The sequence below is a fragment of the Endozoicomonas sp. ALB032 genome (assembly GCF_049310125.1).
Classification (GTDB): Bacteria; Pseudomonadota; Gammaproteobacteria; order Pseudomonadales; family Endozoicomonadaceae; genus Endozoicomonas_A.
In genome coordinates this window covers 5,826,045-5,838,772 of the sequence record NZ_JBLYNW010000001.1, presented here as the reverse complement: position 1 = coordinate 5,838,772, position 12,728 = coordinate 5,826,045, and the positions used below count along the sequence as shown (strand labels likewise).

Here is a 12,728-nt window from a genome sequence, read left to right as displayed (position 1 = left end):
TTACCTGAATTAGGATTACTTTCTTTTGATGTATATGCCTTTTCCTACCAACTGTTCCATTGAGTGAATTAAAGTTGAAACAAATCCTCCAAAACATGTCCACCGGTGAAACCACACTAGTTGAAACACCATCACCCAAATCTAAAAGCGGCCAGCTATTAATACAAAGTAAAACATCGCTAATTTCTGCTGGCACGGAACGTATGCTAGTTGAATTCGGTCAGGCCAACCTGTTAGAAAAAGCACGACAGCAGCCAGATAAAGTAAAAATGGTGATTGAAAAAGTGCGTACCGATGGTTTGGCTACCACACTGGACGCTGTCAAGTCAAAGCTGGATCAGCCATTGCCATTGGGCTATTGCCATACTGGTGTTGTGCTTGAAACGGGCAATGGTGTTAGAGGGTTTTCTATTGGTGACCGAGTGGTCAGTAATGGCCCCCATGCAGATATTGTGCGGGTACCACAAAACCTGTGTGCAAAGATTCCAGATAATGTAGACGATGAATCGGCAGCCTTTACCGTCCTTGCAGCGATTGGCTTACAAGGCGTTCGACTGGCCCAACCAACTCTGGGTGAATGCGTGGTGGTAACTGGCCTTGGTCTAATTGGTTTGGTGACGGTACAGCTGCTTCGTGCCCAAGGTTGTCGGGTATTGGGTGTTGATTTTGATGAAGATAAATTGGCGCTGGCTCGGTTGTTTGGTGCTGAAACGGTTAATCTTGCTCAAGGTGAAGACCCAGTTGCGGCAGGTATGGCGTTTTCCCGGGGTAAAGGCGTGGATGCCGTATTGGTTACAGCCAGTACCAAATCTAATGATCCAGTGACTCAAGCTGCACGCATGAGTCGTAAGCGTGGCCGCATTATTTTGGTAGGGGTTACCGGCCTTAATCTGAGTCGGGCGGCCTTTTATGAAAAAGAGCTCATTTTTCAGGTTTCCTGCTCTTACGGCCCTGGTCGTTACGATAGCAACTATGAAGAAAAGGGGCAGGACTATCCAATGGGCTTTGTCCGATGGACGGAGCAGCGTAACTTTGAAGCCATTCTGGATATGATGGCGGATGAGCGGCTGGATATGAAACCATTGATCTCCCATCGGTTTGCATTTAATGATGCCCTTAAAGCCTACCAAACCTTAACGGATGAACCGAAGACATTGGGTATTCTTTTGCAGTATCCCAAGCAATCGGTTGATGCATTGCGGGTTGATCGAGTAGCACTGTCTAATAAAACACCTGCTTATCTCACCACTGATCCTGTATGTGGGTTTATTGGAGCTGGCAATTATGCATCACGTATTCTTATCCCTGCGTTTGATAAAGCCAGGGCAAAATTTCACACTATTGTCACTAGCGGTGGTGTAAGTGGTGTTCATCATGGCAAGAAGGCCGGTTTTACTGAGGCTTCCACCTCTGTTGATGACATGCTGGCTAATCCTGCTATTAATACCGTCACCATTGTCACTCAGCATAACAGCCATGCTGCTTTTGTTACTGAGGCTTTGCAAGCAGGCAAAAATGTGTTTGTAGAAAAGCCACTGGCTCTCAATCATGATGAGATCGACGGTATAGTTGAAGCGCTGGGCGTAGCGGAAATTCAGCCGCGTTTGATGGTTGGTTATAATCGACGCTTCTCCCCACAGATTCAGAAAATGAAAACTCTGTTGGATGCTATAAAAGAACCCAAATCTTTTATAATGACCATGAATGCGGGAGCTATTCCGGCTGATCACTGGACTCAGGATCCAGCTGTCGGTGGTGGTCGTATATTAGGTGAAGCCTGTCACTATATTGATCTAATGCGGTACCTCGCGGGCAGTCCTATAACCAGTTATCAAGCCACCCAGGTTGGTAACGTGCCTTCGGTGGCGATTCGGGAAGACAAAGCAGCTATTATGTTGAATTTTGCTGATGGCTCTTTTGGCGTGATTCACTACCTCGCTAATGGTGGCAGCAGTTTCCCTAAAGAGCGTATTGAGGTGTTTGCCGCCGGCGCAACCCTTCAGATTGATAATTTTCGCAAGATGACCGGTTTTGAATGGCCGAGCTTTAAAAAGATGAATCTTAGTAAACAGGATAAAGGTCAAAAAGCTTGTGTTGAGGCATTTCTGAGAGCCATTCGTGAAGGCAAACCTTCGCCAATTCCAATGGAAGAAATTATTGAGGTGGCACGTGTAGCTGTTGATGTGGCTGATTACCTGCGTGAGGGCTGAGACACTTCGGAATTATCAGACATTCGCACTAATTGTCTTATTTCAGCAACGTTTAATTGAAAAGTGCGTTAAATTTTTTTCTGAGTCGAAATTATCTGAAATGAGTTTCAATAAATTAGCAGGTTGAAACTGTAAGGTATCATTTTCTTTGTAGAGCTCTTTCTACAGGTTCGCTATATGATTTAGAAAATATTAGAGATTAAAACTATGAAAATAACATTAATTTCACATGCATGTATTGTAATTCATACTGAAGACATAAAAATATTAACTGATCCATGGCTTTTTGGTACAGCCTTTAATGATTCTTGGTCATTAAAACCTCAAGCATCGAAAGAATCGTTAGACTATGAAAATATAGACTATTTATGGATTTCACATGAACATCCTGACCACTTTCACATCCCAACACTTAAAACTTTACCAGAATCTTTTAAAAATAAAGTTACAGTTCTTTATCAGAAGAATAACTCAAATAAAATGATAAAAGCATTGAAGGGCTTTGGGTTTAATAGTTTTGAAATATTGCCTCACCGTGAAATTGTTAAGCTTTCAGATCAAACAAAAGTCTATTGCTATCAAGTAGGAGGTATGGACTCTGCACTTGGTGTTATGGCTGACGAGGAAGTGATTTTTAATATCAATGATTCTGAACTAAACCAAAGAGATTGCAACATTGTGAAAGGTGATATTGGTTCACCTGATGTGGTGCTTAACCAATTCTCAATTGCTGGCTATTCTGGACAGGCAGACAGGGGTAACCACCTTCCACTAATGGCGAAAAATACTCTGATAAACTGCTCTAATAATCATATTGATCTAGGGGCTTCTGTCACTATACCTTTCGCCAGCTTGGTGTACTTCTGTAAAGATGATAATGCCTATATGAACAATTATCACAATTCACCATTAGATTTTTGCGAACACATGATGAGCAAGTCGTTAGACTACACCCTCTTATATCCTGGTGATACATATACGCTTGGCATGGCATTTAACAATGTAGCTAGTAAAAAAAAATACGAAGCACTTGAAAGTAACTTTGACAATACTTTTGAAACGTCAGCATTAAAATCTATTGAGGCTATTAGAGAGGCTTTTAATGAAAGGTTTAAGCAGATAAAGTACGACTTTTCTAGTTTGTTTAGGTTTATTCTTAAACCTGTCACTGTAGAAATTAATGATATATCAAAGAAAGTAGAGTTTAGCTTCAAGGATGGTACTTTTAGTGAGCTAAATACGACAGATGAATGTGATCTTGTAATTAATAGTCAGCCACTTTGGTTTGCATTTAAATTTCCTTTTGGAATTCAGACCTTAGGGGTGTCTGCAAGATATACTTTAAATAAGAACGAAAAAAATTGGAAATATTATAGAGTGCTTTGTTCGCTCAATAACGCCGAAATATATCTATCATGGAAGTTTTTTAATAAATCAAATTTACAATGGCTGGCTGCTAGGTTTAGCGGAATAATGAATCAGTTAATTTATCAACTAAAGAGAATGTAGAAGTTGACTAATATAACAAGTTCAACTCTCAGGTCTAAAAGAGCTGCGACTGTGTTTGAGATGTTAGCTATTTCACCAATATCTAGACTGCATATTTCATTTCTGGTAGTTCATTCTACCCACCGGATCAATGGCTGGTTAAAAATACATTGATTTTGCCTTTATCGGCAGCCCCATTTGGCAAGTATGTAGGCGCTGCTGGAACCGATGAAAGCTTCAAAAATTTTAATTATGACCATGAGTACCGGTGCCATTCCCGTTGGTCACTGGACACAGGATCCGACAGTCGGTGGTGGTCGTATTATTGGTGAAACCTGTCACTATATCGACCTGATGCGCTTTCTGGTGGGTAGCCCGATTACCGGCTTCAACGCCGACATGATGTGGGATGTGCCAGGCGTTGAAGTACGAGAAGACAAGGCCAGTATTACCCTGAGTTTTGCGGATGGTTCTTTTGGCACTATTCTTTACTTGGCAAATGGTGGCAAGAGCTTCCCTAAAGAGCGGATTGAGGTTTTTTGTAACGATGCAGTGTTGCAGCTGGATAACTTTCGTCGACTGAATAGCTTCGGCTGGCCCGGTTTCAAGGGTCTAAAGCTGATGCAGCAGGATAAGGGGCAGAAGGCTTGCGCCAAGGCGTTTGTTGATGCCATTCGGCAGGGTGCACCATCGCCGATTCCATTCGAAGAAGTGATAGAAGTGGCTCGTGTGTCCATTGAAGTTGCACAATCTTTACGCGGGTAATTTTTTTACTAACCACGAATGATACGAAGTTTTATTCTTTTAAGCTTCGTGCACTTCGTGACCTTAGTGGTTCCAAAAACAAAACCAATGAGTTTCGCTCTTGTTGAAAACCAGTACTTTTTACCGCTATTTCCATACGCTAAGGCATCTTAAGCCTGTTCAGTTTTATGGCCGACTCGGTCATCTTTTGCATAAAATCCGTCTGGATACCCGATCGGCACCACTATGCCGACCGTTGGCTTCAGATGGTCAATGGCACCTTCCTGCACAGATCAGAGCCTCCATTCTGAATCTTGAAACTTTTCACTTTTTAAATGAAACCCATACCCTGTCTTCTGCCAGTGACTGGAATAACCCGAAATGGGAAAAGCTATGGCTATACAACCTCCATTACTTTGATGATCTGAATGCTGAAGATGCAGAATTACGTTTGCCCTGGCATGCAGAGCTGATTGAACGATGGATTAAGGAAAACCCGGCACCTATAGGGAATGGCTGGGAACCTTATCCATTATCGCTGCGGATAGTTAACTGGGTGAAATTCTTTCTGCGAATTTCAGCGAATCAGCCACAGAAAAAACACTGGCTTGATAGTCTGGCATTGCAGGCTCGGGTTTTGATGCAAAAACTAGAGCACCATCTACTGGGTAATCATTTGTTTGCAAATGCCAAGGCTCTGGTATTTGTTGGCCTCTATTTTCAGGGGGCTGAGGCAGAAAAATGGTTGCAGACTGGTTTGGCAATTTTGCAGCGGGAAGTTCCTGAACAGGTTTTAGACGATGGTGGTAACTTTGAACTGTCCCCGATGTATCACAGCATTATGCTGATGGATATGCTGGACCTGATCAACATCAGCCAGTGTTACTCAGCAACAACAGTGCAACCTTTTATTAACGGTTGGCAGCAATATGCTGAAAATATGGTTACATGGCTGCAAGCCATGTGTCATCCGGATGGTGATATTGCTTTTTTTAATGATGCAGCCGTGGGGATTGCTGCCTCACTGAAAACTATGTCTAGTTATGCCAGATCATTAGGTATTGCTACTAAAAGTTATTCAATACAGTCTTCTGCTAAACCGCAGTTATTAAAGCTTAAACATCTAAAGGCTTCTGGCTACGTGCGTCTTGAAAATAAACGGGCAGTGGCTTTTCTGGATCTGGCAAAAGTGGGGCCTGACTATATTCCAGGCCATGCCCATGCCGATACGCTGTCGTTTGAGTTATCCCTGTTTGGTCATCGTGTGTTCGTTAATTCTGGCACTTCCTGCTACGGCTTGGGTGATGAACGCATGAGGCAACGTGGCACTGCTGCTCACAATACCGTGGTGATTGATGACCAGAATTCCTCCGAAGTATGGAGTGGCTTCCGGGTAGCTCGCAGGGCTTACCCTGGGCAGCCTTTCTTTTCACTAGAACCGGAATCATATCGAGTGAGCTGTAGCCACAACGGTTACCGCTGGCTAAAGGGTAAGCCTTTGCATTCCAGAGAGTGGGCCTTGACGGCTCGAACCTTTTCGATAAAAGATCGTATCACTGGCAAGTTTCAAAAGGCGGAAGCCCGTTTCCATTTGCATCCGGATATTCGCTGTGCTGAACGCGAAGAGTGTTTAGTGCTCACCCTACCTGGAGGGCATGAAGTGCTGGTACATAATCAGAGCAGCAAACGCAGGATAGAACAAACTAGTTGGCATCCAGAGTTTGGCCTTTCTATACCAAATCTTTGCCTGATTTTTGAGTTTGTAAATAGCGAATGTGTAGTAAAACTTGATTATTAGCATTCAGCAGCGCGGAATAATTGAGTGTTCTGTTTGGCTATAACCATGTTTGCAAACAGCGGTGAACCACAGCCCAATTCCGTGAAAAGCTTTCTTTGTTTCATATATTTTCGGATTTAACAACTTTTTCTATTCTAGGTTTTAAGTGAAGGTTTTAATTTTTTCGTTTTATTACCAACCGGATTTGTGCGCTGGTTCTTTTCGTTGTACTGCCCTGGTCGAGCAACTGAGTCCGTTAGTTACTGAGATTGAAGTCATAACAACCATGCCTAATCGTTATGCTTCGTTTGGTGTCGATGCGCCACCAGTTGAGCGTAATGGAAATGTAACAGTCCGACGCATCCCCCTACCTGCCCACAAAAGTGGGATGTTTGATCAGATGAAGGCTTTTATTACATACTGCCGGGCTGCTTTAGGTTTAGTCAGTGGAAAGCAATACGATATTGTCTTTTCAACATCTTCAAGACTCTTTACAGCATTTTTGGGAGCGATTGTTGCCAGCAGATCTAAAACACCACTTTATCTGGATATTCGTGACATCTTCGTAGACACACTCAATGATGTGCTTTCTCCGAAAATCTTGTGGCTTGCTGGTCCGGTAACGTCAATTGTTGAGCATTTCACCTTTAGCCGTGCAGAACGTATCAATCTCGTCTCGAAAGGTTTTTCTGTTTACTTTCAGAAGCGGTACACAACCATTGAATATCGTTGGTTTACAAATGGTATCGATGATGAGTTCTTGCGTGTAGTTCCGGATACAATACAGCGTCGGGGTTCCAATACTGAAATTACCATACTTTATGCGGGCAATATTGGTGAAGGTCAGGGCCTTCATACTATTGTACCTTTTTTGGCAAAAAAATTAGATACTAACGTTAAGTTCCGGATTATTGGTGATGGCGGTAGAAAACAACAGTTGATTGATGAATTGGAAAATTGCAATGTGAAAAATGTCACGCTTCTCCCCCCTGTTAACCGGGAGCTACTTATTGCTGAGTATATGAATGCAGATGTGTTATTCCTTCACTTGAATGATTATCCGGCATTCAAGAAAGTTCTACCCTCTAAGATATTTGAGTACGCTGCCTCAGGGAAACCTATATTAGCAGGTGTCTCTGGATATTCTGCTGATTTCCTTACAACGGAAGTCAATAATTGTGCAGTATTTTATCCGTCTGATACACAACAGGCTGTTGAAGCTTTTGCAGGGCTTAAGTTAACTACAACACCAAGAACAACATTTACAGAAAAATATGCGCGACGAGCGATTATGAAAGCGATGGCATTAGATATTGTTGAATTTGGCAGCAGCAATGCGGGAGAGGTTCCAATAGCCTACTCACCTTGCGATGAGAGAAGACGAGTGTCGTATCCGAAGAAATGACGGATCAGAAATTCTGGCAGGCTATAGACATATTACTGTCAATCTGCTGAACAATACGAAAACCTTCAAAGCAGGCGTGAAGAGAAAATAAAAGAAAGCTGCTATGAGTACACGATATCTCACTGAAGAGCCTGCTGGGAACGAGCTACATGATTTTTCCGTGGTTAGAACGGTTGAGATGAGTAGATGATCTTTGAATATATTCGCAACAAAGAAGCAGAAGAGAAACGGTAGGAGCAAATGAAGCTTTCTAGCGTTAAGCTAACCACCCCCTTTCTGAAGGGCCTTCACAATCCCGCCTGCATTACAGGTGATTCTGTTTAAGTTTTATGAGTTTAGAAATGAAAAAGTTTAATTTTTAATGAATTTTATTTCTATTCGTTATTTGAGAGCTCCAATTTGACGATTTTAATAACGGGTGCCAGTGGTTTTGTTGGTCAGTCTCTGCAAGCTCAGCTGGCGGAAAAATCATACAATTATAAAGCAGCTTTTCGTAAACTACCATCTGTCTCTGATGAAGATGCCATTGCTGTTGGTTCAATCGATGCTTCTACTGATTGGTCTGTAGCATTGCAAGGAATAGATGTTGTTGTTCATCTTGCTGCTCGTGCACATATCATGAAGGACGAAGTCACTGAATCAATAACAGAATATCGCCGGGTCAACACCGATGGAGCATTGAATTTAGCAAGACAGTCTGCATCTGCTGGAGTAAAGCGCTTCATATTCATAAGTTCAATAAAAGTCAATGGTGAAACAACTTCTGGTGCTTCAGCATTTACGGAACAGCATAGCCCTCTAACTCAAGATGCATATGGTATTTCAAAAAAGGAAGCTGAAGATGGGTTACGTAAAATAGCTTTGGAAACTGCTATGGAGGTTGTAATTATTCGTCCTCCTCTTGTTTATGGTGCAAACGTAAAAGCTAACTTTCTAGATTTAATAAAGCTTGCTGATACAAAAATTCCACTTCCTTTTAGCATGATTAAAAATATGCGCAGTATGGTGTATGTTGAAAATCTTGTAGACTTTATAATCACCTGTATTGAGCACCCCATGGCGGCAAATCAAACTTACCTTATCTCTGATGGAAAAGATGTCTCATTGTCAGAGTTAATAAAAATGATGCGATATTCACTTAGAAAGCCAATAAGACTGTTTCCAATTCCAGGGTTCACTTTTCGTTTTTCAGGTGCTCTAACTAGGAAAAGCTCAATTGTTGATCGATTGATAGGTGATTTACAAGTAGATTCTTCAAAGGCAGAGAAAACGTTGTCGTGGAAGCCACCTTATACAGTTCAACAAGGTATAGATGCGACAGTGGCTAATTATATTAAAGGTAAAAAGTCTGGAGGTAATGGTTAAGGTGTACCGTTTTTTGGATTTTACTTTAGCAATTTTTGGATTGGTCTTTGGCTTACCAATCATGCTACTAATTTATATCATAGGTCTATTTGATACAGGTTCACCTTTATTTCGTCAGGAAAGAGTGGGGTGCAAAAAAAAGCCTTTTATATTGATTAAATTCAGGACAATGAGTTTAGAAACTGCCTCAGTGGCTAGCCATCTTGCCTCTACAAGTTCTATAACCCGACTTGGTAAGTTCCTTAGAAAAACGAAATTGGATGAACTGCCACAGCTATGGAATGTCCTGAAAGGTGAAATGAGTCTGGTCGGTCCAAGACCCAACTTATTTAATCAGAAGGAGCTTATTGAACATCGTGATGGATTAGGAGTTTACAATGTGAGGCCTGGAATTACAGGTTTAGCCCAAGTTTCGGATATTGACATGTCGACGCCTGAGTTATTGGCTAAAACAGATGCGGAAATGGTTAAAGGTATGTCTTTTTCTAACTACTTTCGATATATTTTCATGACTCTGGCTGGACGTGGTCAGGGTGATAGAGTAAATCAGTCTAAATGATAGAGTTTTGATAAAGTAATTTAAGTTTTACTTCAGGTTACACATGCGCAAGACACTGCTCTCACTCCCACGCTCAGGCAAACGGCTGGTGACATTGCTATTCGATTCAATAGCAATAATCTTCTGTCTATGGATGGCGTTCTATATTCGCCTGAATATGGTGGACTCGTTCACTCAATATTATCCTGCATTCATCATTGCTGTAGTAGTCACCTTGCCCTTCCTGGTTAAGATGGGACTTTATCGGGCTGTCCTCCGGTACATGGGCTCAGACTCTCTTATCGTTATCTTTAAAGCCTGTTCCTATGCTGCTATCTGCCTGATGTTGGCTGGGTTTCTTTCCGGTCAGGCTCATCTTCCCCGGTCCATTCCCTTTATATATTGGCTCCTGTTGCTACCGACAATGATTATCTCTCGCTATTTGATCAGAAGCTGGTTATTAGAGGAATCCATAGCAGATATTTTCCCTGAATTTTTCCCTCGCAGGCAGCGTCACTCGCGCAGGGGAATTCCTGTAGCCATCTATGGCGCAGGCGCTGCGGGTGTCCAGGTGATGTCCGCTTTAGATCGGGGGATTGAATACCAGCCAGTCGCTTTTTTAGATGACAAAAAGGACAATGCTGGTCGTGCTATTCAAGGGAGGCGCATTTACCGACCCTTAAGTTTCGAGCAGATGGTTCAGGAGACAGGTGTTCAGGAGGTGTTACTGGCTATACCTTCTGCGAGCAGGCAAAGGCGAAAAAAGATCGTTCAGACTCTTGAACAACATGGTCTACCTATTCGAACTATACCCGCTATGGCTGACCTGGCCAGCGGCCGCATGAAAATGCAGGAAATTCAGCCAGTTGATATTGGTGATGTGCTCGGAAGAGACGAGGTAGAGCCAAGGCAAGAGCTTTTGGAGAAATGTATCACCGGTAAGGTTGTCATGGTGACTGGGGCAGGAGGTTCTATCGGTTCTGAACTCTGTCGTCAGATTCTTAAAAAGAAACCTTTATGTCTTGTGCTATATGAGCACAGTGAGTTTAGCTTATATTCTGTCGAACAGGATTTAATTAAGACGCAAAATAGTTCCAATGACTTTAAAGCGGTTCAGATAGCAGCAGTACTCGGTTCGGTGAATAATCCGGAGCGTTTAATTGAAACCTTGCGAAGATTCGCTGTGAATACGGTTTATCATGCTGCTGCCTATAAACACGTGCCTATCGTTGAACAAAATATTGAAGAAGGTTTACGCAATAATACTTTGGGTACGCTTTATACGGCACAAGCCGCCATTGTTGCTCAGGTAGAACGTTTTGTTCTTATATCTACCGATAAGGCAGTACGTCCCACAAATGTTATGGGTGCCTCGAAGCGTCTGGCAGAAATGGCTTTGCAGGGATTGGCTGATGAAAGTTCGGTGAATCTGTTCCATTCCGACAGGTTTGGCTTTAGGCCAGAAACAAAAATACCCGTTAATACCTGTTTTACAATGGTGCGGTTTGGAAATGTATTGGGCTCGAGTGGTTCAGTGATCCCAGCGTTTCGCGAACAGATCCGGGTCGGTGGCCCTGTGACGGTGACTCACCCAGACATTAATCGTTATTTTATGACGATTCCTGAGGCTGCACTTTTGGTGATTCAGGCCGGTGCGATGGCCAGCGGAGGGGAGGTCTTTGTGCTGGATATGGGGAAGCCTGTCAAAATAGCCAATCTGGCAAAGCGTATGATTAATTTATCTGGCTTAACCCTGAAGGATGAAAGTAACCCTGAAGGCGATATTGAAATTGTCTACACAGGACTACGCCCGGGTGAAAAGCTCTATGAAGAACTGCTGATTGGAGACAATGTGACAGGTACCAGTCATCCTAAAATCAGTATGGCTATGGAAAGCAAAGAATTATGGAGTAACTATAGGCTGGCTCTGGAAACTGTTTTCGAAGTAGCAAGAAATGGGCGTTTTACCGATCTGAGAAATCTGCTTTCCAGCTGTGTGAATGGTTTTAATCCAACTTCTGATGTGGTGGATTGGATGGATCAGTCCAGACAAGCTGAATCAAAACCAGAGCGAGGAGTTTTGAACTACCATTGAGTTGTCGTTTGCTATGATTTCTGCTTGATCCCTGTCTATATTGAACGGCTCATAGTTCTGAAACGATCGGTGAGCCAGATGCAAAATGCTATGAAAAATCCACTGTTATCCGTTGATGAATATATAGAGTCTGAAAAGACGGCTGAATCGAAAAGCGAGTATATCAATGGATATGTCTTTGCCATGGTGGGTGGCAGTCGAAAGCATAACTTGCTAACGGTTTCTCTTGCCACAAGACTTCATCAGCATCTATCGGGCACTGGTTGTGATGTCTTTGCTTCTGACATGAAAGTCAGTGCAGGTTCTGAAAGCGATAATATTTTCTTTTACCCTAACATAATGGTGTCGTGTGGAAGTGGCTCTGGCGATGATTATGTTGAGGAGAATCCAAAGCTGATTATTGAGATCCTTTCGAAATCTACAGAACAGCAGGATCGTTTTGCCAAACGTGAGGCATATACTCAAATAGCAACTCTGGAAGAATGCATGCTGGTTTCTCAATATGAGTTTCTGGTGGATCTATACCGACGGGAAGGAGGACAATGGTATACACAGCATTACAGAGAAGGAGACTCTTTGCTGTTGCGTTCAGTCGGTCTCGAACTTTCTGTTCTGGATATCTACAAGGATATTAGAAGAGTTGAGCATTAAGGCCAGAATTCCGGATCCACTGCCTGCTCATAACTCCAGGGGCATTCTTTTGGGAAAGTAGTGGAGGGGAGTTCTGTTTCATCTGAGGCATCTTCCATAGCGTCGGAGTAGGCTTCAAGCAGAATTTCTGGCAGCTTGCCTTTCAGTCCTGGATTTTTTCTTAGAATCCGTCTGATCTGCTTGCGTTGCTCCCGGATAGTCCTTTCCCAGCTGTGGCCGGTTTGTCTTTTTTCAGGCTGGTACCGCCATTTCAACAAATACATGAAAAGCAAACATATTCTGGATTCCAATGCCCTGTAGTCACTGCGCCCCATGCTTTCGATTTCCTCCAGGATATTTTCCAGATCGAGTTCTGCGAGTCGACCCTCACGGATCAGTTTTGCCTGTCTCTGGGTCCAGCTGTAAAAGTCGGTATCGTATAAATCACGCACAAAGATCACCTGCTGTTTTTATAA

At 42.7% G+C, this 12,728-nt stretch carries 10 protein-coding genes and 2 pseudogenes; 11 read left to right on the top strand and 1 reads right to left on the bottom strand.

Annotated features, from left to right (window positions below; all coding sequences use genetic code 11):
* Nucleotides 1-59 precede the first annotated feature (59 nt).
* The 11 genes and pseudogenes from ACO6VG_RS21705 (at nt 60) to ACO6VG_RS21655 (ending at nt 12,273) form a co-directional block, all read left to right on the top strand.
* Nucleotides 60-2,210 carry a bi-domain-containing oxidoreductase gene (locus tag ACO6VG_RS21705; protein WP_422475632.1) on the top strand — a complete coding sequence of 717 codons (2,151 nt, stop codon included), beginning with the start codon at nt 60-62 and terminating at the stop codon, nt 2,208-2,210.
* Between the two features lie 207 nt (nt 2,211-2,417).
* Nucleotides 2,418-3,719, top strand: a complete 1,302-nt coding sequence (locus ACO6VG_RS21700) for an MBL fold metallo-hydrolase (protein WP_422475630.1) — start codon at nt 2,418-2,420, stop codon at nt 3,717-3,719.
* Nucleotides 3,720-3,926: 207 nt separating this feature from the next.
* Entirely contained in the window at nt 3,927-4,463 is a 537-nt protein-coding gene (locus tag ACO6VG_RS21695) for a Gfo/Idh/MocA family protein (RefSeq protein ID WP_422475629.1), read from the top strand.
* A gap of 103 nt (nt 4,464-4,566) precedes the next feature.
* On the top strand, nt 4,567-6,240 hold the full coding sequence (locus tag ACO6VG_RS21690) for a heparinase II/III family protein (protein WP_422475627.1): 1,674 nt from the start codon (nt 4,567-4,569) through the stop codon (nt 6,238-6,240).
* Nucleotides 6,241-6,385: 145 nt separating this feature from the next.
* Nucleotides 6,386-7,624 carry a glycosyltransferase family 4 protein gene (locus tag ACO6VG_RS21685; RefSeq protein WP_422475625.1) on the top strand — a complete coding sequence of 413 codons (1,239 nt, stop codon included), beginning with the start codon at nt 6,386-6,388 and terminating at the stop codon, nt 7,622-7,624.
* A pseudogene (locus ACO6VG_RS21680) lies at nt 7,584-7,712 on the top strand (ISAs1 family transposase); the annotation flags it as partial. The gene ACO6VG_RS21685 and the pseudogene ACO6VG_RS21680, both read left to right, overlap by 41 nt.
* A gap of 311 nt (nt 7,713-8,023) precedes the next feature.
* A complete protein-coding gene (locus ACO6VG_RS21675) occupies nt 8,024-8,989 on the top strand; it encodes a UDP-glucose 4-epimerase family protein (RefSeq protein WP_422475623.1) in 966 nt (321 codons plus the stop codon).
* A gap of 1 nt (nt 8,990) precedes the next feature.
* A complete protein-coding gene (locus ACO6VG_RS21670; RefSeq protein WP_422476318.1) occupies nt 8,991-9,548 on the top strand; it encodes a sugar transferase in 558 nt (185 codons plus the stop codon).
* Nucleotides 9,549-9,591: 43 nt separating this feature from the next.
* Nucleotides 9,592-10,329 (top strand): annotated as a pseudogene (locus ACO6VG_RS21665) (nucleoside-diphosphate sugar epimerase/dehydratase); the annotation flags it as partial.
* A 15-nt stretch (nt 10,330-10,344) separates the two neighbouring features.
* Complete coding sequence (locus ACO6VG_RS21660; RefSeq protein ID WP_422476315.1) at nt 10,345-11,622, top strand: UDP-N-acetylglucosamine 4,6-dehydratase family protein; 1,278 nt, start codon at nt 10,345-10,347, stop codon at nt 11,620-11,622.
* Nucleotides 11,623-11,700: 78 nt separating this feature from the next.
* Entirely contained in the window at nt 11,701-12,273 is a 573-nt protein-coding gene (locus ACO6VG_RS21655) for a Uma2 family endonuclease (RefSeq protein ID WP_422475621.1), read from the top strand.
* Here the strand turns inward: ACO6VG_RS21655 and ACO6VG_RS21650 are convergent.
* Nucleotides 12,270-12,704, bottom strand: coding sequence for a DUF29 domain-containing protein (locus tag ACO6VG_RS21650; protein ID WP_422475619.1), 435 nt, complete (start codon nt 12,702-12,704; stop codon nt 12,270-12,272). The two genes, ACO6VG_RS21655 and ACO6VG_RS21650, sit on opposite strands and share 4 nt — an antisense overlap.
* Nucleotides 12,705-12,728: the final 24 nt, after the last annotated feature.

What these genes read in the sequence shown, in the direction of transcription:
- ACO6VG_RS21700 (WP_422475630.1), top strand. Translation starts at nt 2,418, where the DNA reads ATGAAAATAACATTAATTTCACATGCATGTATTGTAATTCATACTGAA.
- ACO6VG_RS21695 (WP_422475629.1), top strand. Translation starts at nt 3,927, where the DNA reads ATGAAAGCTTCAAAAATTTTAATTATGACCATGAGTACCGGTGCCATT.
- ACO6VG_RS21660 (WP_422476315.1), top strand. Translation starts at nt 10,345, where the DNA reads ATGGCTGACCTGGCCAGCGGCCGCATGAAAATGCAGGAAATTCAGCCA.
- ACO6VG_RS21655 (WP_422475621.1), top strand. Translation starts at nt 11,701, where the DNA reads ATGCAAAATGCTATGAAAAATCCACTGTTATCCGTTGATGAATATATA.